The sequence below is a fragment of the Fictibacillus sp. FJAT-27399 genome (genome assembly GCF_001510655.1).
GTDB classification, from domain to species: Bacteria; Bacillota; Bacilli; order Bacillales; family Fictibacillaceae; genus Fictibacillus_C; species Fictibacillus_C marinisediminis.
On the sequence record NZ_LMVC01000006.1, the window covers coordinates 61,020 to 84,718 of the forward strand.

Consider the following 23,699-nt stretch of genomic DNA (forward strand, 5'->3'; position numbering starts at 1 on the left):
TTCATCATCCATCACCTCCAAAATAGGTTCGGGGAAGATTGGTCACCTCATGGGCAACCCTGATGCCGGATTGAATGGCTCCTTCAATCCAGGCAGGAGCAGTCGATGTATGTTCCCCTGCAAAATGGACTCTTCCTTCAGGAGTAGGAATATAAGGGAACAACTCTGTTTCCTGGGATGGCTTAAACATGGAAAACGCGCCTCCGGAGAACTGATACTGTGACCAGCTATGAGAGGCTCCAGTTAAAAAATCATCGTAGATTTGCGTGCCGTGAACCGTTGCCAAATTATCCAAGGCATTTCGAATCCGATCTCCCTCAGGCAAGTTATCCCATGACAGGGTATCATCTTCCCAAGTATAGCTGGCTAAAATAATACCTGATCCTGTAGAACCAATTAGGTGGCTTGGATAATAAGCAAAACGAATGGGCAGGTCGGTCATCAATTTCCCCCCACGGATGCCTTCTCTTTCCCAGAATCTTTTTTTGAATTGAAGTCCTATTTTCGTAGAAGCTACGTAATGAAGTTCCCGGATCGCTTTCCATTTGTCATGAGAGAACAAATTACGCGGCTCAATCTCAACGAATGATAGTAATGAAAAGGGGATCGTTATAATTGCCAGATCGCCGGTGACCGTTAATGGCCGCTGGCTTTTGGTATGTCTAGAATGGATGGTCACCTGGTTGTTATTTTGAACAATCTTTGTCATTTGGTACCCGAAATTAAGATTTTCCTTCAGCAGGGGTAAAAAAGCTTTGGGCAGTCTGTCGTTGCCTCCTTCCACTTCATAAAACTGTATGGCAGGACTGAAGAGCGGCAGCAATTCCCTGAGAATTGCAGGAAAAGATAGTTCAGGAAAGCCCTCCAGTCCAATCAAAACCTTTATACTCTCAATTGCCCCCGGAGATAAACTGGGTCCGACAGGATTGTACAGAAGAAAAAAAGACATCGGGTATTTATCAAAGTCTTTCACAACCCTTTGCCAGTTTTTGAGGGGATTCTTTTGGATATAGTCGGCAATGGGCCTTATCGCCATCATAAGTAATTGTTCAGCAGATTTCCCCCTTTCATGAGGAGCGACAGGATAGTTTAATATATCCGGATTCCGCTGGTATTCCATTTGATTGGTTTTGATTCCGTTTGCATAAATCAGATCATTGGAGGTGACATTCAAAAATCTGTTCGTACGCAAATTGAATTTCTTTATATATTCCAGTACTAAATAATGATCATGAGGAATTCGCATAGCTCCAACATCCAGGTACAAATCATCCATAAAGGGGCTGCGCATCGTATAAACCCGGCCGCCTGCACGTTCCGTTGCCTCCAGAACGGTAACATCATGCCCGGCTTCTTTTAATAAAGAAGCTGCCACCAGCCCTGACATTCCAGCCCCGACGACAATGATTTTCTTTTGAACAGCAGATAAGCCAAGGCCATGCTGAATGGTGGAAAGCATTTGTTCTGTAGATAACTGTAGTGCTCTGTTAACTGCCATGTTTGCTCCTTTCAGCTATTGTGCCATTAACGGAAACTGCCTATTTTATTACCAATATATTTTTAAAGGTATAAGGATATGAAAATTTGCTGAAAAAGAGAAGCAGAAATGGATGATTAGTTGTCTTTTTCAGTAAGGATCAATTATCCGGAGGTTGCCCAATGAATTGGAGTTAGGCACAATTATTGAAAGTTAGGCTCAATTCCTCCGCATTTCGGCTCAATTCCAGCCAACAAGGCAGGAATCCACACTCCGTGAAGGGAATTCAATGGTAGACAGCACGGGATTGGAGGAGAAGAAACTTTGATCTGGTTTTTTCGGGTGGTCGTCTGGCTGATTTTTATCGGAATCGGAGCTTATCTTATTTTTTATTGGAGAGATGAAGATAAAGCTGAAAAGAAATTGGATGCGATCCGCAAATTGTGGTACGTCATTTACTTATTCGGTGCCTTGATCTATTGGACAGGAAAGCCGCACAGCATCTTTACAAATTGGACTAACTATCTGGTCGTTCTCGTGGTGTTTATCCTCATTGATGCCTTTATCTTCCTGAGTTTGTACTTGAAAAAAATCGGGAATAATGAACTAGCAAGAATCACGCGATCTGTAGAGAACAATCAGATGCTTTTGGATGATCTGCGGGCGAAAGTAAATAATGCACTATATATCTTGAAAACAGAAGGGATCACGGCGTATTATGGAAGTAAGGAAAACTATCTATATGGACTGAAGCTCGTTCTTCAGGCTTATGTAGAGAAGGAAGGCCACAGCTTTACGATCCTGCCTTTCGATACACCGCAAGAGAAGAACGAAGCACTGTCTGCGTATACGAATGCAAGCCTTATTCAATCTACGCTATCAAGAGCTGAAGCTTACTATAACCAGGAAGACAACTTTGCGTTTTATCCTTTTAATATTGAAGATGAAATTTATGTAATCAAGATTTCATCCTCTGCAAAAGTAAGTGATGTCGATGGTTCCTTGATCGGAATCTTATTGGCCACTTACGATATCCTAGTACAAGCTTTAGAAAGGAGTGATGATGCGTGACGAGCGGACTCGATCTTATGGGGAGCCAGCCGGTATCCATGAAGAACAGTGAACGAAAAGGAATCACGTTCAAGCCGAGAATTCAGTTTCCAAAAGTCGGCATCAGCCATCACACCATGCAGGTCATGGAAGAGAATGAGCGGATCATTCAAAAAGGAAACAGACGGGGAACATTCAAACGAAAATAAGACCTTAAAGGCAGTGGATTATTCCGCTGCCCTTTTTTGTATGATTGACACCTTGCTGCATATACTAAAGCAAACATTTCCGTGAAGCTGGAGGGAAGTTTGTGAAGAGCAGACGGTTTGTCTCCCGGATCCAAGGCCCGAAGCCGACCTTGTCCCATTTTGAAAAAGCGCTGAAGGAAGAAAATCATTCTATCCTGACTTTATTAAACAGTTTGAAGAAAAAACGCTGGACGTTCTTTGCCGGCAAATAATACATTAAATGGAGAGGGAGCAGAACCCTTTCTTTTTTTATGGACAATTGTTGCCGGGAGGTATTAAATGTTCAAAGTACATCTTTATTCGGATACCCTTATCATCGTCGTTCACGAAATTTATGGATTGAATCCGCACATGAAAAAGGTTTGTAAGTTCTTATCTCAGCAGGGATTTGATGTCATTTGCCCGAATGTATTGGGACGGGAAACGCCTTTTGATTATTATGAGGAAAGTCTTGCTTATGAGCATTTCATGAAGAAAGTAGGATTTGAAAAAGCCTCCCGAGAGGTAAAAAATTAGTAAAGGAAAATAAACCGAACTATAAAAAAATCTTTATCACAGGATTTAGTGTGGGGGCTACTGTCGCCTGGCTATGCAGTAAGGAAGCAGGAGTGGACGGTATTATTGGGTACTACGGTTCGCGCATTCGAAACTATACAGAGGTCTCCCCTCAGTGCCCTGTCCTGCTGTTTTTTCCGGAAGAGGAGAAATCCTTTGCTGTGGACGAGCTGATCACGGTGCTTCAGAAAAAGGATGTTGAAGTTTACAAATTTGCCGGAAAGCACGGATTTAGCGATCCTCACACGCCAAATTATAACGAAGAATCAGCAAACCAAGCCTTTCATCATCTGAAGAATTTTTTAGAAAGGAGCGACTATGTTGGCACAAAATCTTGAAAGTGATTTTCCGCCCAAATTAGCAAAACCGGCACAGCGCGCTCTGGCCGGTGCAGGATTTACCAGACTTGAGCAGCTTGTCAATCTTAGTGAAGCTGAAGTATCAAAACTTCATGGGATGGGTCCGAAGGCAATGGAACAGCTTCGTACGGCGCTTGAGGAAAAAGGACTCTCGTTTGCTAAAAAATAATGGAGATACAACTAGCAACATTTAAAGATGTTCCGTCCATGGTCAAGGTCCTAAATGCCGTTACCCTCGACTTGCTGAAGAAAGGAATCAACCAGTGGCCGTATCCATGGGATCCTTTTGTTGTTAAACAGGCAGTCGAGCGGCATGAGGGTTATGTTGTAAGGCTGGATGCTCAGATCACCGGAGCTTTCTACATCTATTCAGTAAGCAAACTTAGTGATCTACCCATGGAACCGCAAAGCCTTTACATCTCAAAAATCGCTATCCTGCCCGAGTACCAGGGTAGAAACATAGGCTCCCAAATCATCCGTTTTGCTTGCTCTTTAACACAAAAACAAAACAAGACGCTGTATTTGGATTGCTGGGCAGGAAATGAAAAGCTGAAAGGCTTCTACCGTGTTCAAGGTTTAGAATATGTCGGCGATTTCCCGGAGGAGGATTATTTCATCAGTATTTTTAAATCCTCAGGACACGTAAGAAAGTAATGTTCCTCCCGCCATGGAGCTCGTCCAAATTGGCTGATAAAAAGCTGAGATCAAAATACCCACCACTGCAGCATTCACACCCATGAGAGCTCCTTTTACTTTGGGGTTGCGGCGCAATGCATTCCAAAAAGGAAGTGTGCCAAAAACGAGCAGGAAGGCGGGCAGGAAGATCGCGAAGGCTGCAAGCAGTCCTCCTGTCCAGCTTTAATTATAGCACCAAGGTAGGACGCAAAGGTAAACAGGGGACTAGGGACTGCCTGAGCAGCGCCGTATCCAGCCAGAAAGGTTTCTTTGCTGATCCATCCGGCAGGAACGAACTCCTTTTCCAACAATGGCAGAACGACATGGCCACCTCCAAAAACGAGCGAGCATGATCGGTAAAAGCTGTCAAACAGGGCGATCCACTGATTTGAAAGGGCGTTTCTTAGTACAGGAAGCAGAATAAGTAATCCCAAAAATAGAACTAAGCAACTGCCACCAAACTTCCGGGAAATCGAAAAATTCACTCAAGTAAGGAAGTTATTTGATTGTTCCTATTCATAAAACACCTGCTTTTATTTTATCTATCGAGTGATCTTATTATAAATTAAAGTGATGTAAAACAGGATGGCTTTACAATTGGTAATAAAACTTCATCATATCGTTACAAGAGATTTATCGTTACTTCATACTCATTTACTACAATGAAGGCACATAAGAGAAAAGGGGAGTGGAAGTAATGAAAAAGAAAACAATAGCAGCTGCAACACTTTCATTAGCACTCATCACATCATTTGGGGTAAATCAAATTGCGGATGCGAAAGAAGAGAAAAGTGCATCTCCTAAAAAAGCAAAAAATGTCATTATGTTTGTTGGAGACGGTATGGGAGCTTCTCACAGGGAAGCGATTCGTTTAGCTGCTCAAGGCCTTAACGGCGAGCTGGCTATGAATAAAATGCCGTATACAGGAAATGTTCATACACATTCTACTTCGGTCGTAACCGACTCTGCTGCAGCAGGAACGGCTATGGCGACAGGAGTTAAAACATATAATGGAGCAATTGGAGTAGATGAAAATAAGAAACCAGTAAAATCTGTGCTGGAAATGGCCGGTGAGGCTGGGAAGTCAACAGGCCTTGTCACAACAAGCCAGATTACAGATGCTACACCTGCTTCGTTGGGTGCACATGTGGCCGATCGCAAAAAGCAAAGCGATATCGCGAAACAGTACCTTGAAAACAGTAAAGTCGACGTTCTGCTCGGCGGCGGTGAAGACTACTGGTACCCTAAAGGCGAAGAAGGAAAATATCAGGATCACCCAGCAAAAGATAAAGAAGAAGCAAGCCAAGGCACTCAAGGGAACCTGGTGAAAAAAGCTCAAAAGCTTGGGTATAACTATGTAACCAATAAAGATGAGCTTCAAAAAGCGAAGAACGGCAAATTGCTTGGCCTTTTCGCGAACGAAGAAATGTTCGAACAAAATCCTGAAGGTGAAGGTGACCTTTATGATCCGGTCGTACCATTGCCTGACATGACTCAAAAAGCGATTGATACGTTGTCTCAAAATAAAAAAGGATTTTTCCTCATGGTTGAAGAGGAAGGAACCGATGAAATGTCTCACGAAAACAATGGTAAACTCATGATGAAAGCCGGCAAGCAGCTGGACAAATCTGTACAAGTTGCGAAGGACTATGCGAAAAAACATCCTGACACTCTTGTTCTTGTAGCAGCTGACCATGAATGTGGCGGGCTTTCCATCGAAGAAGTAAACCCTAAAGACGAGAGCGGTGACGATGTTTCGAAAGAGGACGGGCCATATACACCTGCTCACTCTAAAGAAAAGTTTGCCCTTGACTGGACGACTAATGAACATGGCGGTCAATCTGTTCCATTAACAGCACAAGGACCTGGAGCAGAGAAACTGGAAGGAACGTATGAGAACACGAATATCTTTAAGGCGATGAGAGACGCAATGGGCTTAAGAAGTAAATAGATGCAGTCTACAAAAACGCTCAGAACTTTCTGAGCGTTTTTCTTGTGGCTGGATTGCCATCAAAGGATTAGGACTATACACTTTATGTGCTTAAACTATTTAAGTTGATAAACAAGAGGTGCTTTTTATGGAACAAGCTTCGTACGTGATAGAGGCTTTTGATTTATTCAATCAGGTCAACAGCCACTTTCTCAAGCATTATTTTTCTTCATTAAATTATGCATTAACACCCAAACAATTTTTAGTTCTTGAACTCGTCCATAAAAGTGAGCCCGTGAATGTCCATAGCATAGCCGAACAACTGGATCTTTCAATAAGTTCTACGAGCCAGTTGGTGAGCAAGTTAGAAAACGATGGCTATGTGATTCGAAGCATAAATCCCAAGAACAGAAGAGAGATCTTCCTGACATTAGGAGAAAAAGGGGAAGAATATTATGCTGAATACAATAAAATCGATCGATTTGTCATTGAGAAGTTTTTTTCTCAATTGTCAGTCGAAGAAACAAAGCAACTGAGGGACATTGCCAAAAAGCTGCATCAGGTTGTAACCGAAGATCAGGTCGTTCAGGAGTAAGAGATATTGCCAATGATGCATCTAAAGGACTACATCATCGATTTATTTACTGCCTATGAACAGGCCGCCTTTTTAATCAGTATTGTTTTAATATGGTTATCAGTGTGCTAGGTATTGTCCCCAGTGTATTTTTAACGGTAGCGAACTTAGCCGTTTTTGGTTTTTGGGAAGGGATGGCGAAAAGGTTTCGGCAAACTCGCAAACAAGAAAGGATTCAATCATCCAAAAGTAAAACAATTGCTTGCTGCGGAAGGAAGAGAGTCCTTTCTTTTGATTCTTGCGCTCAGACTCCTGCCGTTTGTTCCTTCAGGTCTTGTTACATTTATTGCTGCAATCGGCAAAACATCTTTACTGCTTTTTGCTGCAGCAAACTCCATTGGAAAAATTCCTGCGATTCTCATCGAAGGTTACTCCGTGTATAAGGTCATTCATTGGACATGGGAAGGTAAAGTAATCATCACAGTCATGGCGTGCATCCTTCTTGTTGTGGCTTGTAAAAAGGTAAAAACGCAGTTATGTAATGATGCTGCTCGTGAAAGGACTTATATAACAAATGATAAACTCCATATTAAAACAGATCATTAGCCTTCTTCCTCAAAATGCTATTTCCCGAACAGTGGGGAAATTAGGGCATTCGCCGGTTAGCCGGCATATTATCAAACCATACAGTTCCATCTATAAAGTGAATTTGAATGAAATGGATAAACCGTTGTCCGATTATCCAAACTTTACGTCTTTTTTCACTCGTACGCTTAAACCCGAAGCTCGTCCAAATTTTTTCAGGCGAGAACACACTCATCAGTCCAGTTGAATGATAGAGCATTGTTCGAAAAAAACAGCATTTAAAAGAGACCTCCAAGCGCTTTGGGAGGTCTCTTTTTTTATAAATAAATTTCTTAAAGATTTTTTAAAATGTGTCGATTTTGTCTTTTAACGTTCGTCGTCTAAGTAGAAGCTCGATTTTAACTGATGATCCTTTCATCAGGAAAGGAGAAAAAAAATGAATTCAGTAATTTCAAAGGACGGTACTTCAATCGTATATGACAAGATGGGTCAAGGACCAGCTCTCATCTTAGTAGGAGGTGCCTTCAGTTATCGGAAGTTTCCCGAAGTGGCTGCAATGGCAGAGTTGCTTTCGGAGCACTTTACGGTATATAACTACGACCGCCGGGGACGCGGTGACAGCGGGGACGCCAAACATTATGCAGTAGAGCGTGAGATAGAAGATCTTCAGGCTTTGATTGAGGAAGCAGGTGGTTCAGCGAGTGTTTGGGGCTTATCTTCAGGCGCGGTTCTCGCTCTTCAAGCAGCCGCAAGCGGTGTGAACATTACGAAATTGGCACTGCATGAACCTCCATTCGTAGTCCAGGAGAGCGACCGCAAACCGCCGAATGATTTCTTGCGTGGCGTAACAGCGCTTATAGCTGACGGACGCCGAGCTGATGCGGTCAAATACTTCATGACAAAAGGCATGGGAGCACCTTCATGGATCATACCTCTTATGCGTATGATGCCTGGAGTTTGGTGCAGACTCATGGATGTTGCTCACACGCTACCATATGATGCTGCATTACTGGATGGCTATATGGATGGAAAGCCGCTTTCGGATGAGCAATGGAAAAACGTCACGATGCCTGTCCTCGTGCTCGAAGGAACGGAGAGCCCAGCTTCTCTGCGCCATAGCGCTCAAGAATTGGCAAGCGTGCTCCCCAACCCTCAACTATTAAGTAAAAAGGGACTTGGGCATACGAAGAAGCTAAACTCAAAATTGATTTCCAGCGAGCTGTCCGGGTTCTTTCTCAGTCATTGAATATGAAGTGTGCTGGCAGGAATTGGGTGTAATGTGCAAGAATAATTAATCGTTGGGAAAACGGTGGAAATCCTAAAATGGAATGAATTTAAAGGAGGAAAACAAAATGAGATTCATGATGATTGTAAAAGCGACTACAGATTCAGAAGCGGGTGCTATGCCTAGTCAAGAACTGATTGATGCGATGCAGAAGTACAATGAAGAGTTAGTCAAGGCGGGTGTATTGCTAGCCGCGGATGGCCTGCAGCCAAGCTCAAACGGTATCCGAATATCTTATCCAGATCCGGGAGACAAGCCGAAGGTAGTGGATGGACCGTTTACGGAAGCGAAAGAAATGATCGCCGGATACACGCTGATCGATGTGAAATCCAGAGAAGAAGCCATCGAGTGGGCACTTCGTATGCCGGATCCCCATGGGTTTGGACAGGGGGAAATCGAACTAAGACAGGTTTATGAGGCTGCAGATCTTACCGATAATACCGAGTCACTGGCAAAAGAGGCAGCTCTTCGCCAGCAGCTTGAGGAGCAGAAGATAAGGTGACATTGGCTGATACACATAGAACGATCGATGCGATCTGGAGAGTGGAATCGGCTCGCCTGATCGCTGGACTGACAAGAATCGTTCGCGATGTCGGACTGGCAGAAGACTTTGCACAGGATGCCCTGGTGATTGCTTTAGAAAAATGGCCTGAAACCGGCATCCCGGAGAAGCCGGGAGCCTGGCTGATGACAACAGCAAAGCGACGAGCCATTGACTTCATCAGAAGAAATAAGCTGCGTGACCAAAAATACGCAGAGCTGGCCAAGGAAACTGACCTCTTCAGTGAGGATGACGTTGGCCGATCTTTGGACGGGGAGATCAAAGATGATCTTCTTCGTCTCATTTTCATGACCTGTCATCCGGTACTTTCACATGAATCAAGGGTGGCACTGACTCTTCGGCTTTTGTGCGGTCTGACCACAGATGAAATCGCACGTTCTTTTCTGTCGGCGGAATCAACGATCGCACAGCGCATTGTACGGGCAAAGAAAACCCTTCGCTCTGAAAAGGTCCCTTTTGAACTGCCGGAAGGAAAAGCGTTAGCGGATCGCCTTTCTACCGTTCTTGAAGTCATTTATCTGATGTTTAATGAAGGCTACACGGCAACTGCAGGAAATCAATGGGTTCGCCCGCTGCTCTGTCAGGAAGCACTCAGGCTCGGTCGTGTACTAGCCGAGGCTGTGCCGGATGAACCGGAAGTGTATGGTTTGGCTGCCTTAATGGAAATTCAGTCATCCCGGTTTAGAACGCGTATGGATGCAAATGGAGAACCTGTTCTTCTAATGGATCAGAACCGGGCACAATGGGATCATCTCCTTATCTGCCGCGGCTTGGCAGCACTTGAGCGAAGCCAAAAGCTTGGTTGCTCGATGGGTCTATATTCTCTGCAGGCTGCCATTTCGGCCTGCCATGCTCAGGCAGGGAATGCTGAGGAAACGAACTGGCCGAGAATTGCTGCCCTTTATGAAGCATTGCTCAGAATCAATCCTTCTCCGATTGTCGAACTAAACAGGGCAGTAGCGATATCTATGGCATTCGGGCCATCCATCGGGCTCAAAATGGTGGATGAATTAAGTGATAATCCTGCACTGAAGTCTTATCATCTGCTTCCTAGTGTGCGAGGAGATCTGTTAATGAAGCTAGGACGGTTTGATGAGGCCCATTCGGAATTTAAGTGTGCAGCAGCTCTGTGCAGGAATGAACGGGAAGTGTCTCTTTTATTAAAGAGAGCGGCTGATTGTGAAGCATGAAAGTCATTTTTTTAGGCTGTTTTCGCAACCTTTATTGCTCTTGGGAGGAGTTGATTTCCGTTCCAGGCTGCTCGCTTTCCGTGGGGCGTGCGCTGAACCCCTCGGCTCAAGCGCCTGCGGGTTTCACCTGTCACGCTAGTCCCACAGGAGTCTCGCACCTTACACAATCAATCTGTCGATGAGGAATCAATACAAAAACCATCACAAAGCAACAATCTTTTAGAAAAGAGCCCTTTTTTATAAAGGTGTCGATAAATGGGTTTCCTGTTCGTTGTTATTGTAAGAAGAGAGTTACAGAGAATCATTTTTATTTAATGTAGCATTCTTACCATTTCAGGGAGGGAAACGTCATGAAATATATGCTGATTGTAAAAGCTACAGCATGCTCAGAGGCAGGAATACATCCGAATGAGGAGTACGCTGGAAAGATGCTTGCGTTTGAGAGATCTTTAGCAAAATCGGGTAAGCTATGGGCTGCCGAAGAACTTTTTCCCAGTTCAGAAGGAATGAAAATGGTGTACTCAAGCCAGAGGAACGGGCCGGGCATCACAGCCGGTCCTTTCCAAAGCTTTGAACATCATATAGCCAGGTATTATGTGGTTGAAGTGAAGTCTGAGGAGGAAGCCGTTTATTGGGCGCACCAGCTGCCGGTTGATCATTCAATGGGACCAAACGAAATAGAGATAAGAAGATTGAAAGAGAATGAGGTCTGTTTGAAGGGTAAAAGCAACCGGGTGATGGAAAGAGAATTGAAAGATTATCTTCGTATTCTATAAGAAATAAAAATTAAAAGAAATGAGAGAGGGGAAAGAGATGAAGAATCAAGAGGTTACGAGTTTTATTGAAGGATTGGACCAAGAATGGAAAGTTGAAGTATGCAGCGAGCTTAGGAGTATGGTACATCAAACGATACCTGATGCAGAGGAGCGCATGCAATACAAAAAACCGCATTTTCTGAAAAACGGAAAATACACCGCGGTCATCTCACCTTCAAAGGCGGCTGTTGCTTTTACTATCTTTAATGCAGCTGATCTTGATTTTCCAGAAGGACAGTTTGAAGGGCCTCCTGAAAGAAAAACGATTAAATGTAAAGAAGGTCAGACGCCAGATTACGCCCTGTTGTCTGATCTGCTTTCCAAAGCTGCTCAGGCACTCGTATAATCATTGCTGCTATAAAAAGACATCAGGCTGGATGTCTTTTTATTTGGCTCTTTTGCCGAAGCCTTCCTTGTCCTGCGGGACGGGCGGGATAGGTGAGACCCGCAGGCGCTTGCGCCGGTAAGGCTCACCGCACGCCTCGCGGAAAGCGAGCATCCTGAAACGGAAATCAACCTACCCTAAGAGCGACATAAGTTACGAAAATAGCCTTTATTTTGTATTTAGGCCTTTCTATGCATTTTTTATTTATGGCTTGCAGTGGACAAGAAATCGGGTATACATTGATATTGTTGTTTTTTTCCAACATCATTTAAGGAGGCAAAAGTGTATGAGCATGAGAAAATCGCTAGTCTGTTTGTCTGCAGCAGGATTTCTTGCACTTCAAGCTTTACTTCCAGCCGCGGCGAGTGCTTCTTCCAACGTGAAATCAGAAAAAATGAGCGTGGCGGATCCTTATCCCGGCTACGTCATTAAATACGGGGATCGTGGTTCTGATGTCAGGAAAGTACAAACACAACTAAACAAAAATAGAATCCCGATTACGGTGGATGGAATCTTTGGAAAGGTGACGCTTCAGAAAGTGAAGCAGTTTCAATACTATCGCTATCTTAAGACAGATGGGATAGTAGGTCCTTCCACATGGAATGCTCTCTATCACACGCCAGTCCCCTATCCGGGGCACGCCATTAAGAAAGGTGACCGAGGCATGGATGTGACGTGGATTCAGGCACGTTTAAACGATGCGGGCGGTTCTATTAAAATTGATGGCATCTTTGGATCGAAAACAGAAGCGAAAGTTAAGGAATTTCAACAAAAACATCACCTGACAGCCGACGGCATCGTTGGCCGGGAATCATGGGAAGTGTTGTTTAATTACGAGGAGTAGAAGATAAAAAAAAGGGGCATCAGGAGAACGTATCCTGATGTCTTTTTTTGGTGGGAAAATCATAGCCTCAATGTAGGGAGGAAGGGATTGCGGATGTTCTGGCGAAGAATTAACCAGGATATGAAACCCTTTAAGGAGAATGAATGATGACAGTAGCCGTAAAAGAATTACCGGAACATGAAGTTGCGTATGTCAGACGAGTCGGGTCTTATTTTGAGCCGCCAGAGCATTGGGGTAAATTGTTTCAGTGGGCGTTCGGCAATGAGCTGTTTCCTCCGCAGCAGCAGTTTATCGGAATCTCGCTTGATAATCCCGAGCTGGTAGAAGAGACTGCCGTCATGATGCCTGTGTGACGATTCCAAAAGATTTTCAAAAAGAAGAACATCCTGATGTTTCATTTAAGAGATTGGATGGCGGACCATATGCCGTGTACTCCTTTTATGACACACCGGGTAAACTGAATCAGGCCTATCAGTTTATGTTTGCAGAGTGGCTGCCTGCCAGTGAGTATGAGCCGGATTTTTCACGTCATAATTTAGAGTTTAACCTGAATAATCCTGCAGAGGATCTGGAAGGGAGATGCAAGGTAGATCTGTTTGTTCCCATCAAAAAATGCGGGTGAGGAAGGTGGAGCATGAAGCTTAACCATTTGAATCTATGTGTGAAAGATTTAGCAGAAGCACAGCATTTTTTTGAACACTTCCTAGGATTTCAAACAAAAGCGCAAAAGAGCGATGTGAGTAGGGTTATGGATGATGGTGAGGGATTTCTGCTGGTATTGAGCAGTATGGGAGAAGAGCCTCCCAAGTATCCGAATGGTTTTCACGTTGGCTTTTATGTAGAAACGAGCGAAAAAGTGGATGAAATGTATGAACAGCTAAAAGCTGCAAAGGTTTCTGTTGGCAATCATCCGAGAGTGATCCGTGGTGGGTATACGTTTTATTTTCATGCGCTGAACGACATTATGTTTGAGGTGACGAGCTCTCAGTAGCTGCATCTGAAAAGGAGTGGTAGCTTGTATATTCCCAAGCCCTTTGAAATAAACGATGAAGAAATGATGTTTGATGTTATCGAACAATATAGTTTTGCCACGGTCATTTCTCAGCATGAAGGTGTTCCTTTTGCCACACATCTTCCCTTGGTGCTAGACCGTGAGGAACGTATGCTTTATGGCCATTTTGCCCGTCCGAATCATCAGTGGAAAGATATTGAACAGCAGAAGGTCCTTGTTATCTTTCAAGGACCTCATTGCTATGTTTCTCCTTCCTGGTATGAGACCCGGGAAGCGGTGCCGACCTGGAATTATGTAACCGTCCATGTGTATGGGGAAATCCAGTTTATACAGGATGAGCAAGAGATGGCTGAAACCCTCTTTAGCATGGTGAAGCAATATGAGGACCCTGAGAGTTCTTATGATATTAACGATTTGGACCCGCATTACATATCAGGGATGCAGAAAGGGATTGTCGGATTTAAGCTTGCCGTTACGAGTATGGAGGGAAAAGCAAAATTGAGTCAAAACCATCCATTAAAACGGCAGCAAATGGTGATGGAGAAACTGAGTAAGCAGCCTGGTGAAAACGAGAGACGGATTGCTGAGCTGATGAAAGAAAATCTCAAACAAGCTTCAACAAATCGGCAAGAATAAAAGGCGGGGAAGCTCTGTGTTCTTTCAAAATGGAAAGCTAAGCGTACGGCAGCTCGCGTATGAAGATCGGTTCGTATTGGCTAAGTGGCTTTCAGATCCATCTGTCCTGGAATTTTATGAAGGCAGGGACCGCCCTCACGATATCTATAAAGTGATACAGAAGTTTTTTAAAAAAGAAGACGAGACGGTTGGCTGTATTGTTGAGTACGATGGAATAGACATTGGATACATTCAATTTTATAAACTGGATGATGAAGCAAAACATGCATACGGATACCGTGATGAAACGGTATATGGGATGGATCAGTTCCTCGGGGAAGCTCGTTATCGTGATAGAGGGATTGGGACAGACTTGGTGGCCGGGATGCTGGAGTACTTAGTAAACGATAAGCAGGCTCAGGTCATTATTATGGATCCGCAAACCTGGAATAAACGGGCCATTCGGTGCTATGAGAAATGTGGATTTAAAAAAGTAAAAGTACTGGCTGAACATGAGTGGCATGAAGGAAAGTACAGGGATTGCTGGCTTATTGAGTTCCGGCCGGATAAGGAGGAAGTATCATGAAGACGCTGTTTCGTTACAACTGGCAAGTCAGGGAGGATTGGTACAAATGGTGTGAGGGTGTTCCTGAAGCTGAACTACTAAAAGTTCGTACAGGCGGTGTGGGAGGCATCTTACATACGCTCTTTCATATCATCGATGTCGAGTGGAGCTGGATTCGTGGATTACAGGAAAAACCTGATTTTCAGGAGACTTTTGATGGATATCAATCCCTTGAAAAAGTCAGAAAACTGGACGCCGAGTTTAAGCCTGAAGTGGAAAATTTTGTTCTTGCCTGGAACGACAGTATGGAAGAACGAATTTTGCATGATACCCGACCTGATGGAAGGAAAGTGACATTCACCCATGGAGAAATCATGCGCCATGTGATCGCCCACGAAATCCATCACATCGGACAATTGTCGGTTTGGGCGAGGGAGATCGGAACGAAACCAGTAACTGCTAACCTGATTGATCGGGGACTGAACATAACAATTCAATAGGTAAACATGAAAGGGGGCTGTCCAAGAAGTCTGGTAGCTGTTGATCTCCGCTCCAGGCTGCTCGCTTTCCGCGGGGCGTGCGGTGAGCCTTACCGGCGTGAACGCCTACTTTTTGGCGCTAGCGCCGGCGGGAGTCTCACCTGTCACGCTAGTCCCGCAGGAGTCTCGCACCTTGCCCTCCAATCAACTTTTCATTGAAGATTTTTCACGTCAAAGGAGCTGCCTGAAGGTCAATTTTCGACTTTCAGGACAGCTCTTTTTTATGTTGACTCTTTCATAAGTACATTTACCTTTCCAAAGTATGATTACGAGCCGCTTTTAAAGATTTTTGACACATATATTAGTTATTGCTAATATCATATTAATATATATATTAGTTTACTCTAATATATGAATGGGGGCTATTGGTATGCAATTGATCGAAATTGATACAAAGGTAAAATTTCTGCGTGGTTTCGCTGATAAAACAAGAATTCAAATATTAGAGGCGTTAATGGATGAAGAAAAAACTGTATCTCAAATCGTAGAAGCGATCAACGGAAATCAATCCAACATATCACAACATCTCGCCTGTCTTAAAGGTTGTGGCATTATTGTAGGAAGACAGGAAGGAAGATATTGTTATTATAGTATCCGCAACCAGCAGATCCGTGAACTGCTTAACATGTTTAACGTTGTTCTTGCCGACGTTCAAAATGATGTCGCTTGTTGTGACAGTCATATAGATTAGGAGTGATTCATATGTCAAACCAATGCTCCGGCTCTGATAAAAAGCCACAAACGAAAAAGGATAGCTGCTGTTCAGGTGGGGAAGCCACAAATGCAATAGCCAAGGAGAAAACAACCAGCTGTTGTTCTTCTGAGCCACAAATAAAAGAAACGAGTATTGTACCTTCCCTTGCTGGTGAAAAAATGGAGTTTAGAGTCCAGGGAATGGATTGTCCTGCTTGTGCAAAAACCATTGAAAAAGGGATTCGCTCACTAACGGATATAAAAGAAGTCCATGTTAATTACAGTACTGCGAAAATGCAGGTTGTTGCACACAATCTCTCAGCCTTTGATCCCATCGAAAGCCAAATTAAGAAGCTCGGCTATACTGTGGAGCCGATTAATGAGAAAAGAAAACTTAAGACCTACACGGTAGAAGGAATGGATTGCGGCAGTTGTGCTAAAAGTATCGAAAATCATTTAAACCTGCACTCTTCTGTTCAAAGCGTAAATGTTAATTTTTCGACGGGAAAAATGAAAATTGAACATACAAATAGTCCAGAAGAAATCGTTTCAGAAGTTTCTAAGATTGGGTTTAAAGCTACGTTAGATACTAGCCGTACAGCAAGTCAGCCTGTACAAAAGAAGAATGAAAATAGTTTGCTCATTGTTTCAGGCCTGTTGATTGCCCTTGGTTTTGCTGGTTCCTATACAGGTGTATCCACATTGATGTCCTCGATCCTCTATGCTGTTGCCATGATTCTGAGTGGCTATAAACCTGTGAAAAGTGCCTACTATTCGTTAAGAAGCCGTTCTTTAGACATGAATGTATTAATGTCAGCTGCAGCAATTGGAGCTGCTTTTATTGGTGAGTGGCTGGAAGGTGCCACTGTGGTTTGGTTATTCGCATTGGGGAACGTATTGCAGAATAAGTCCATTGAACAAACAAGAAATTCGATTCGCAATCTTATGGATCTAGCTCCTCCAGAAGCCTGGGTTCAAGCCGGCTTAGATGTTGTTAAAAAGCCCGTAGAGGATATGTCGATTGGTGATGTCATTATTGTTAAACCAGGTGACAAGATTCCTTTGGATGGAGAGGTGTTTAAAGGGGAATCCAGTGTTAATCAAGCTCCGATTACAGGTGAATCCATCCCTGTTGATAAACAATCTGGAGACAACGTGTATGCAGGAACCATTAATGAACATGGAACGCTTGAGATCAAGGTAACAAAGCTAGTCGAAGATACGATTATTTCCAAAATCATTCACTTGGTGGAAGAAGCTCAGGAGCAAAAAGCACCAACTGAAGCCTTTATTGATAAATTCGCAGCAATCTACACGCCGATTGTATTTGGATTGGCATTGCTTATCATGGTCTTTCCGCCATTATTAACATTAGGAACGTGGGGTGATTGGTTTTATAAAGGGCTTGAATTATTGGTGATTGCTTGTCCATGTGCACTGGTCATCTCCACTCCAGTGGCCATTGTGTCAGCCATCGGAAATGCTGCAAAGAATGGGATCTTAATCAAAGGTGGGACCTTCTTAGAAAAAGCGGGTGCCATCACAGCTATCGCGTTTGATAAAACAGGAACCTTAACTGAGGGTAAACCAAAAGTATCAAAAGTTGAAGTGCTGGAAGGTACAGAAGAAGAACTGTTATCCATCGCCTTCACATTAGAGAACTATTCCACTCATCCAATCGCTAAAGCCATTGTGGATTACGCGAAGTCCCAAGGGATTTCTTCTAAAGAAGGAGAGTTATATAAAAGCATTGTTGGGAAAGGCGTCCAAGCCGCGATTGATGGAGTGAATTATTACGCAGGAAACCTGACTCTATTTAAAGAAATGACGGTCTCACTGGAGCAGCTTAACGTACTGGAGCTGCAGAACCAAGGGAAAACGATTGTGATCCTTGGTACGGAACAAAAGATCATTGGTTTGATTGCCGTGTCGGATACCATCCGAGAATCCACCATCTCTTCGTTAAAAGCATTAAAAGAAAGAGGAATACGCGAGACCATCATGTTAACGGGGGATAACGAAGGTACCGCTAAAATAATTGCCTCTGAAGCAAATGTGAGTCGTTACTTTGCTGAATTATTGCCAGAAGATAAAGTAACCGCAATCAAGAAGCTGCAAAGCGAAGGTTACAAGGTAGCCATGGTCGGTGATGGAATTAATGATGCCCCTGCCCTGGCTGCCGCTGATCTAGGAATTGCGATGGGTGGAGCGGGAACGGATACTGCCATGGAGACCGCGGACATTGTTTTAATGGCTGATAATCTTGATAAGCTGCCTCATACCATGAAATTGAGTAAAAATGCGTTATCCATCATCAAGCAAAACATTTGGTTTTCCATCATCATAAAGGCTCTTGCATTAGGATTGATATTCCCTGGCTGGCTTACGCTATGGATGGCAGTTTTAAGTGATACAGGGGCAGCATTAATCGTTATTTTGAATGCTTTAAGGCTATTAAAGGATAAAGAATGAATATGTCGAGATGACATAATTTAAACCATTGAGACGATTCTCAATGGTTTTTCTTTATATGGTAGGTGTAGGTGTTGGTTTTGCATAACCCTTCTCATATGTTTTATCGATTTTCTCTCTAATTTCCTTTACTGATTTTCCTTTGCTGTAATCCCTTACTGATTGTGCAGCGATTTCCAGACATACCCCACATTTTGTTCCGTGATCATCCCAAAATATTGCACCGTTCTTTTTATTTTCATGGACGAAGCAATCGTAATTATTTTTATGGTTTGCTTCTTCTCCACAGCCGCAGTAACAAGGAATCTTCTCCAGGAGCTCTTTATGTTTAGCAGCAGCCTGATAAATTACCTGTATCTCTTTTGGCTGTTTCATTAAAAAGGAAGGCAACGATTCAACTTTTCCTGTTTCCTCTCTAATATCGGAGGTTTCATGAGATTGAGATTGTTCATGATCTTGATGATTTTTTTCACTTTTTTGAGGTTCTTTATTGGAACAGGCGATTAGAAGAGATAAGGAGAGTAAGACAGCAAGTGATTTTATTTTCATAACAATTCTCCTCTATAATAGATTAGATTACTCTGTCATTTTAAATGAAAAAAGGCGGCTGCACATAACTGTTCACAATTAATACATAAATGTAAACAACTCCATCCTGTGAAATCATGGTGCATTCTATTTAGCTCAACAAGAAAAACTGCCTTCCTTTTTTTATAAAGTGAGGACATATGTCCTTTCCCTCATGCGTGTCTTTCCCTGATAATGAAAAATGTAAATTAAACAGGGGAGAGATTCGATGAAAGGAATACTTTTTGCGTTGTTCGGAGGTATCTTCATTTCGCTTCAAGGTGTGGCCAATTCCCGGATCGGCCAGGATATTGGCACATGGCAAGCGGCCACGGTTACCCAGATGACAGGATTTATTTTAGCGATGATCCTCATGATTTTCTTCAGAGACCGGACTTGGCAAAAATTCAAACTTGTGAAACCGCTGTATTTGTTTGGGGGAACGTTTGCTGCTGTCGTGATCTTCAGTAATGTGACAGCCATCCATAAGGTAGGTGTGACCCTGACCATCTCTGCTCTCTTGATCGCTCAGTTAAGCGTTGCTTTTTTAACAGACAGCTACGGCTGGTTTGGAACGGCGAAACAGAGAATGAGGATGCCGCAGTTCATCGGAATTGGTATGATGATTACAGGTGTGCTGATTTTAAGCATGTGATAATCGCCTGATGGAGGTTTCGCTATGAAAGAAATCAATGATCGTGAGCTGCTTGAATTATATTTGAGTGATCATCAAATAGAATCTATATTTCATTCGCAATTGATGCCGTATTTGAAGTTGTATCATTTCAAGCCGGGTGAGCTCATCTGTTCACAGGGAGAACCCGCACAGTATCTTTATGTACTGGTGAAGGGGAAGGTAAAAGTGTACACCACCTCACCAGAAGCCAAAACACTCATTCTTTCGTTTAAAACACCGCTTGAAGTGATCGGGGACATTGAATATGTACGGGGTACAGATACGGTGAACACAGTGGAGGCTGTATCTCCAGTCACGATGATCGGTATTAATCATCGCTGGCTGAAAAAATACGCTTGTGATGATTCAGCGTTCCTGAATTTTTTATTGAAAATCATTACGGAAAAATTCTATGTGAAATCCAATTCTTTACGCTTTAATCTGCTCTATCCGGTGGAAGTTCGTCTGGCGAGTTATCTCTTGTCGGTCTCGTTTGATGAATCGGATTCCTTATTAACGGGACAGCACAGTACCCGAAGTTTGAAAGATGCTGCGAATTTGATCGGAACGAGCTACAGGCATCTGAACCGGGTCATCCAGCAATTTTGTTCAGAAGGATTGGTTGAACGGAACAGCGGAGGAATTCTTGTGAAAGATCGGGAAGGCTTGCGGGCATTGGCCAATGACAATATCTATGAATAAGGAGTAGAAGAGTTATGCTTTTAGGGATCATTTTTGCGCTGATTGCAGGAGCGCTCGTCGGCCTGCAAAACATTTTCAATAGTAAGGTCAATGAACATGCGGGATCCTGGGCAACGAATGTCTTGGTTTTGGGACTGGGATTCATTGCATCACTGACGCTTGGTTTGATCTTTGAAGGGAAACAATTATTCCATCTGCACCATATGCAAACGTGGTATTGGTTCAGCGGTGCGATCGGAGTAGGAGTGGTGACCTGTGTGGTGCAGGGGGTCAAACGGCTCCGGCCAACGATTGCTATCTCCATTGTCCTGGCATCACAGCTTGGATTTGCCCTGTTTTTGGACTCAGTGGGCGCCTTAGGCTTGGACCCGGTGCCTTTTACCTTTAAGGAGCTGATCGGAGTGCTGATCATCATCGGAGGCATCATCGTTTTTAAATTCAGCGGTGAGCAAGAGACTCAGCAATCGCAGAAGGCCTCATGAAAATTTACAAAACACTGTTATTTGATGTTGATGATACGCTGTTGGACTTCGGTGCGGCAGAGAGCACAGCCCTTCACATGTTGTGTGAAGAGCAGCAGATTACGTTTACCTCAGAACTGGAAAGCCTTTATAAGAAAATAAACCAGGGGCTTTGGCAAGCATTTGAAGAAGGGGAAATCGAACGGGACGAGGTCCTTAACACTCGCTTTTCTCTTTTATTAAAAGAGTACGGCCATGAGGCGGATGGGCGTTTGCTTGAAGAAATCTATCGTGGATTTTTAAGTGAAGGGAACCAGCTGATCGAAGGAGCATTGGAATTGATCACAGTGCTGCAAGATCGTTTTGATCTATATATTGTGACAAACGGTGTTTCCAAAACACAAGACAAACGGTTGAGAAGTTCGGGGCTGCATCCACTGTTCAAAGGGATTTTTGTTTCCGAGGACACGGGGTTTCAAAAGCCAATGAAAGAGTACTTTGATTATGTTTTTGCACGAATCCCCGATTTTTCTCTAGAACAAGGATTGATCATCGGTGATTCCTTAAATGCTGACATGAAAGGCGGACAGCTGGCCGGGCTCGATACCTGCTGGTTTAATCCCAAAAAGAAAACCAACCATACGGATATGGTTCCGACCTATGAAATACAGAAGCTTGATGAGCTGTATCAGATATTGGGATAAAACTAGGTCAACCGGATTTTTCTGGTTGGCCATTTTTAATTTCAAGGAATCTGCCGTTCGGATGGATAAGAAGAATAGATCCCTTTTATCGAGTTAATAATTTGTAACAGCGGCTATATGGGTTTTAATTCATGTAAGGTACCCCTTACTAAGGAAGCCATTTTGACTGGCAACCCGTTTTTTAAACCCATCCGAAAAGGTAGTTTATGCTGTTTTGATTTCTTTTTGAGTTTTTGATTTGAAAAAGATTTTCATCATAGGTGGTGTAACAATAGTAGTCACAAGAACTACGACAACAATGACAGCAAACATGTCTTGGTTCAATAGCTTTGATTCTAGACCAATAGCGGAAATGATTAACGCTACTTCACCACGAGAGACCATGGCGGAACCAATTCCGAGTGAACTGTTCCAGCTAAATCCAGCTGCTTTTGCTCCTATTGAAGCTCCGATTAATTTGGTTAGAACCGCGATTAAACTAAGGGCTGCGATAAGACCTATATTTTCCTTAATTCCTGAAAACTCTGCTGTAATCCCAATAGAGGTAAAGAAAATAGGAACAAAGAGAGAATATCCGATCGTTTCAACTTTTTCAAAAACCTCTTGTTTGAAGTTGGTCACGCTAACCGCTACTCCGGCGATGTACGCACCAATGATCGCTGCAACTCCTGTATATTCGGCGAAATAGGCAAAAACGAAACAAATAATCAGAGCGGATGAAATCACCGTTTCTGTGACTTTTAATGAAGAAAACTTGTTTAAAAAGTAAGGGACGACCTTCCATCCTACAAGAATAGCTCCTGCGAAGAATAAAAGTTTCTTAAGAATAACCGTTGTTAAATTGACATCTCCTCCAGCAAAACTCATTAAGAATGCCAAAGCGATGATAACGACTACATCATCAATCACAGCTGCACCCAAGATTGTTGTTCCTTCAGGTGTTTTTAATTGGTTCATCTCCTTGAGTGCCTGAACAGAAATACTTACGCTTGTTGCAGAAAGCACAAGCCCTAAAAATACAGCTTCCAATACGGATAGGTGTAATGCCATTCCTGCTAAATATCCTAAAACAAGGGGAACAATGATACCACCAAAGCCTACTAATGTGGATGCTTTACCTGTCCTTTTAAACTCATCCAGATCCGTTTCCAACCCAGCAATAAACATTAAGAAGATCACACCGATTTGGCTAAATTCATTTAACGTCTCTGTCCCGTTCACCAATCCCAATACCGATGGTCCAAGAACAATCCCAATGATAAGTTTTCCAAGAACTGAAGGCTGTCCTAATCTTACACTCAGGCTTCCCGCTATTTTGGAAGCAATTAAAATAATGGCGATTTGCAGTATTAACATGTGAACAACCACCTTTCATTTTTTAGTTGAAAACAAAAAAAGAGCCTGTTACCAAGGGCATAAATATCCCTTGGTGACAGGCTCCTCCAAGTCGTACGATTTATTTTGTTAAATCCTTTATACCATATTTGCGGAAAAAATTTAAGTGTTTTAATGCAATTTCCAGTTTGTTCCGTCATACTAGATGGACAACGGATTTGTGATCGGACAAGGAACCTCTTAACGATCAGCGGGTCGGAGATGAATCAATCATCAGAGAATACGAAGCCTTTTAACGTGAAATACTCCAAAATGAATCTGAGGTGTGAACAATGAAGAAAAAAATTGGACATATCACCATCCTTGTTAAAGATTTTGATGAGGCGGTTGCTTTTTATACGAATCAGCTGGGATTTGAACTATTAACTAATGTAGCATTTGGCAATGGACACAGATGGGTTACAGTAGCTCCCTCAAAGGAATCAGAGACCGCCATCGTTTTTGTGAAGGGTGATACGACGGATAAAGCTGAAAGAATCGGCAGCCAGGCCTCCAATCATGTCTTCTTAGTCATTCAAACGGATGATTGTTTACGTGATTATGAAGAAATGAAGAAAAAAGGGGTGAGCTTTCTAGGCGAACCGAAGGAAGTTCCTTGGGGAATTGAAGTCGTTTTTGAAGATCTATATGGCAACCGATTTGATCTTCTGCAGCATAATGGCATGTAAGAAAGGGGCTGTCCAGAAAGTCGAAAATTGACCTTCAGGCAGCCCCTTTTTGGCTTGAAAAATCTTCAATGAAAAGTTAATTGAAGTGGAAGAAGC

32 protein-coding genes and 3 pseudogenes are annotated in these 23,699 nt (G+C 43.1%); 30 read left to right on the forward strand and 5 right to left on the reverse strand.

Going from position 1 to position 23,699, the window contains the following annotated elements; all coding sequences use genetic code 11:
* Positions 1-4: 4 nt before the first annotated feature.
* Positions 5-1,498: a flavin monoamine oxidase family protein gene (locus AR335_RS20470; protein WP_062239490.1), complete on the reverse strand. Its 1,494-nt coding sequence runs from the start codon at positions 1,496-1,498 to the stop codon at positions 5-7.
* Positions 1,499-1,801: 303 nt separating this feature from the next.
* On the opposite strand from AR335_RS20470, the gene AR335_RS20475 reads away from it, so the two are divergent.
* The 7 genes from AR335_RS20475 to AR335_RS20495 all read left to right on the forward strand — a co-directional run bounded on the left by AR335_RS20475 (position 1,802) and on the right by AR335_RS20495 (position 4,343).
* Entirely contained in the window at positions 1,802-2,548 is a 747-nt protein-coding gene (locus AR335_RS20475) for a type II toxin-antitoxin system SpoIISA family toxin (protein WP_062239494.1), read from the forward strand.
* Positions 2,545-2,736, forward strand: a complete 192-nt coding sequence (locus tag AR335_RS20480; RefSeq protein WP_062239497.1) for a hypothetical protein — start codon at positions 2,545-2,547, stop codon at positions 2,734-2,736. The genes AR335_RS20475 and AR335_RS20480 overlap by 4 nt, the downstream gene beginning before the upstream one ends.
* Positions 2,737-2,837: 101 nt before the next feature.
* On the forward strand, positions 2,838-2,987 hold the full coding sequence (locus AR335_RS24530; RefSeq protein ID WP_156419122.1) for a hypothetical protein: 150 nt from the start codon (positions 2,838-2,840) through the stop codon (positions 2,985-2,987).
* A gap of 67 nt (positions 2,988-3,054) precedes the next feature.
* Entirely contained in the window at positions 3,055-3,291 is a 237-nt protein-coding gene (locus tag AR335_RS25575) for a dienelactone hydrolase family protein (protein WP_369795863.1), read from the forward strand.
* 50 nt (positions 3,292-3,341) lie between these two features.
* Positions 3,342-3,668: a dienelactone hydrolase family protein gene (locus AR335_RS25580; protein ID WP_369795864.1), complete on the forward strand. Its 327-nt coding sequence runs from the start codon at positions 3,342-3,344 to the stop codon at positions 3,666-3,668.
* Entirely contained in the window at positions 3,652-3,858 is a 207-nt protein-coding gene (locus AR335_RS20490) for a DNA-binding protein (RefSeq protein WP_369795866.1), read from the forward strand. The genes AR335_RS25580 and AR335_RS20490 overlap by 17 nt, the downstream gene beginning before the upstream one ends.
* Positions 3,859-3,896: 38 nt before the next feature.
* On the forward strand, positions 3,897-4,343 hold the full coding sequence (locus AR335_RS20495; protein WP_199805120.1) for a GNAT family N-acetyltransferase: 447 nt from the start codon (positions 3,897-3,899) through the stop codon (positions 4,341-4,343).
* A gap of 12 nt (positions 4,344-4,355) precedes the next feature.
* Here the strand turns inward: AR335_RS20495 and AR335_RS23335 are convergent.
* Positions 4,356-4,849: pseudogene (locus AR335_RS23335) on the reverse strand (chromate transporter); the annotation flags it as partial.
* A 212-nt stretch (positions 4,850-5,061) separates the two neighbouring features.
* On the opposite strand from AR335_RS23335, the gene AR335_RS20505 reads away from it, so the two are divergent.
* The 9 genes and pseudogenes from AR335_RS20505 to AR335_RS20540 all read left to right on the forward strand — a co-directional run bounded on the left by AR335_RS20505 (position 5,062) and on the right by AR335_RS20540 (position 11,651).
* Positions 5,062-6,315, forward strand: a complete 1,254-nt coding sequence (locus tag AR335_RS20505; RefSeq protein WP_062239509.1) for an alkaline phosphatase — start codon at positions 5,062-5,064, stop codon at positions 6,313-6,315.
* 127 nt (positions 6,316-6,442) lie between these two features.
* Positions 6,443-6,889, forward strand: coding sequence for a MarR family winged helix-turn-helix transcriptional regulator (locus AR335_RS20510; protein ID WP_062239512.1), 447 nt, complete (start codon positions 6,443-6,445; stop codon positions 6,887-6,889).
* 15 nt (positions 6,890-6,904) lie between these two features.
* A pseudogene (locus AR335_RS20515) lies at positions 6,905-7,474 on the forward strand (TVP38/TMEM64 family protein).
* 415 nt (positions 7,475-7,889) lie between these two features.
* A complete protein-coding gene (locus tag AR335_RS20520) occupies positions 7,890-8,699 on the forward strand; it encodes an alpha/beta fold hydrolase (RefSeq protein WP_062239515.1) in 810 nt (269 codons plus the stop codon).
* Between the two features lie 106 nt (positions 8,700-8,805).
* The gene (locus AR335_RS20525; protein WP_062239518.1) at positions 8,806-9,240 is read left to right on the forward strand and encodes a YciI family protein; all 435 of its coding nucleotides are present in this window, start codon (positions 8,806-8,808) and stop codon (positions 9,238-9,240) included.
* Entirely contained in the window at positions 9,237-10,490 is a 1,254-nt protein-coding gene (locus tag AR335_RS20530; protein ID WP_062239520.1) for an RNA polymerase sigma factor, read from the forward strand. The genes AR335_RS20525 and AR335_RS20530 overlap by 4 nt, the downstream gene beginning before the upstream one ends.
* Positions 10,491-10,540: 50 nt before the next feature.
* A complete protein-coding gene (locus AR335_RS25300; protein ID WP_255357615.1) occupies positions 10,541-10,672 on the forward strand; it encodes a hypothetical protein in 132 nt (43 codons plus the stop codon).
* A 168-nt stretch (positions 10,673-10,840) separates the two neighbouring features.
* A complete protein-coding gene (locus AR335_RS20535) occupies positions 10,841-11,266 on the forward strand; it encodes a YciI family protein (RefSeq protein WP_062239524.1) in 426 nt (141 codons plus the stop codon).
* A gap of 37 nt (positions 11,267-11,303) precedes the next feature.
* Positions 11,304-11,651, forward strand: a complete 348-nt coding sequence (locus AR335_RS20540; RefSeq protein WP_062239527.1) for a DUF1801 domain-containing protein — start codon at positions 11,304-11,306, stop codon at positions 11,649-11,651.
* Here the strand turns inward: AR335_RS20540 and AR335_RS24535 are convergent.
* The gene (locus tag AR335_RS24535; protein ID WP_156419123.1) at positions 11,636-11,821 is read right to left on the reverse strand and encodes a hypothetical protein; all 186 of its coding nucleotides are present in this window, start codon (positions 11,819-11,821) and stop codon (positions 11,636-11,638) included. The genes AR335_RS20540 and AR335_RS24535 overlap by 16 nt on opposite strands.
* Before the next feature lie 155 nt (positions 11,822-11,976).
* On the opposite strand from AR335_RS24535, the gene AR335_RS20545 reads away from it, so the two are divergent.
* The 9 genes and pseudogenes from AR335_RS20545 (at position 11,977) to AR335_RS20580 (ending at position 18,430) form a co-directional block, all read left to right on the forward strand.
* A complete protein-coding gene (locus tag AR335_RS20545; RefSeq protein WP_062239530.1) occupies positions 11,977-12,534 on the forward strand; it encodes a peptidoglycan-binding domain-containing protein in 558 nt (185 codons plus the stop codon).
* Between the two features lie 146 nt (positions 12,535-12,680).
* Positions 12,681-13,156, forward strand: a pseudogene (locus tag AR335_RS20550) (AraC family transcriptional regulator).
* A gap of 12 nt (positions 13,157-13,168) precedes the next feature.
* The gene (locus AR335_RS20555; RefSeq protein WP_062239534.1) at positions 13,169-13,525 is read left to right on the forward strand and encodes a VOC family protein; all 357 of its coding nucleotides are present in this window, start codon (positions 13,169-13,171) and stop codon (positions 13,523-13,525) included.
* A gap of 24 nt (positions 13,526-13,549) precedes the next feature.
* On the forward strand, positions 13,550-14,182 hold the full coding sequence (locus AR335_RS20560) for an FMN-binding negative transcriptional regulator (protein WP_062239537.1): 633 nt from the start codon (positions 13,550-13,552) through the stop codon (positions 14,180-14,182).
* Positions 14,183-14,198: 16 nt separating this feature from the next.
* Positions 14,199-14,747: a GNAT family N-acetyltransferase gene (locus AR335_RS20565; protein ID WP_062239540.1), complete on the forward strand. Its 549-nt coding sequence runs from the start codon at positions 14,199-14,201 to the stop codon at positions 14,745-14,747.
* Positions 14,744-15,226 (forward strand): DinB family protein, encoded by a 483-nt coding sequence (locus AR335_RS20570; RefSeq protein WP_053355094.1) that lies wholly within the window; start codon positions 14,744-14,746, stop codon positions 15,224-15,226. Before AR335_RS20565 ends, AR335_RS20570 begins: the two co-directional genes overlap by 4 nt.
* A gap of 40 nt (positions 15,227-15,266) precedes the next feature.
* Positions 15,267-15,506 (forward strand): hypothetical protein, encoded by a 240-nt coding sequence (locus AR335_RS24540; protein ID WP_156419124.1) that lies wholly within the window; start codon positions 15,267-15,269, stop codon positions 15,504-15,506.
* Positions 15,507-15,635: 129 nt separating this feature from the next.
* Complete coding sequence (locus AR335_RS20575) at positions 15,636-15,956, forward strand: ArsR/SmtB family transcription factor (RefSeq protein WP_062239542.1); 321 nt, start codon at positions 15,636-15,638, stop codon at positions 15,954-15,956.
* A gap of 11 nt (positions 15,957-15,967) precedes the next feature.
* On the forward strand, positions 15,968-18,430 hold the full coding sequence (locus AR335_RS20580; RefSeq protein ID WP_062239545.1) for a heavy metal translocating P-type ATPase: 2,463 nt from the start codon (positions 15,968-15,970) through the stop codon (positions 18,428-18,430).
* Between the two features lie 54 nt (positions 18,431-18,484).
* Here AR335_RS20580 and AR335_RS20585 read toward each other — a convergent pair whose 3' ends face one another.
* The gene (locus AR335_RS20585; RefSeq protein ID WP_062239548.1) at positions 18,485-18,979 is read right to left on the reverse strand and encodes a PCYCGC motif-containing (lipo)protein; all 495 of its coding nucleotides are present in this window, start codon (positions 18,977-18,979) and stop codon (positions 18,485-18,487) included.
* A gap of 247 nt (positions 18,980-19,226) precedes the next feature.
* On the opposite strand from AR335_RS20585, the gene AR335_RS20590 reads away from it, so the two are divergent.
* From AR335_RS20590 to AR335_RS20605, 4 genes are read left to right on the forward strand one after another with little or no spacing between them, the layout of a single operon-like run.
* Positions 19,227-19,652 (forward strand): DMT family transporter, encoded by a 426-nt coding sequence (locus AR335_RS20590; protein WP_053355090.1) that lies wholly within the window; start codon positions 19,227-19,229, stop codon positions 19,650-19,652.
* A gap of 24 nt (positions 19,653-19,676) precedes the next feature.
* A complete protein-coding gene (locus tag AR335_RS20595; protein WP_062239554.1) occupies positions 19,677-20,375 on the forward strand; it encodes a Crp/Fnr family transcriptional regulator in 699 nt (232 codons plus the stop codon).
* Between the two features lie 14 nt (positions 20,376-20,389).
* A complete protein-coding gene (locus tag AR335_RS20600) occupies positions 20,390-20,857 on the forward strand; it encodes a DMT family transporter (RefSeq protein WP_062239557.1) in 468 nt (155 codons plus the stop codon).
* Positions 20,854-21,540: a YjjG family noncanonical pyrimidine nucleotidase gene (locus AR335_RS20605; protein WP_062239560.1), complete on the forward strand. Its 687-nt coding sequence runs from the start codon at positions 20,854-20,856 to the stop codon at positions 21,538-21,540. Before AR335_RS20600 ends, AR335_RS20605 begins: the two co-directional genes overlap by 4 nt.
* 204 nt (positions 21,541-21,744) lie before the next feature.
* On the opposite strand, the gene AR335_RS20610 is transcribed toward AR335_RS20605, so the two are convergent.
* Positions 21,745-22,896, reverse strand: a complete 1,152-nt coding sequence (locus tag AR335_RS20610; RefSeq protein WP_062239563.1) for a cation:proton antiporter — start codon at positions 22,894-22,896, stop codon at positions 21,745-21,747.
* 311 nt (positions 22,897-23,207) lie between these two features.
* Between AR335_RS20610 and AR335_RS20615 the strand changes: the two genes are divergently transcribed.
* Positions 23,208-23,603 carry a VOC family protein gene (locus AR335_RS20615; protein ID WP_062239565.1) on the forward strand — a complete coding sequence of 132 codons (396 nt, stop codon included), beginning with the start codon at positions 23,208-23,210 and terminating at the stop codon, positions 23,601-23,603.
* Positions 23,604-23,699 lie beyond the last annotated feature (96 nt).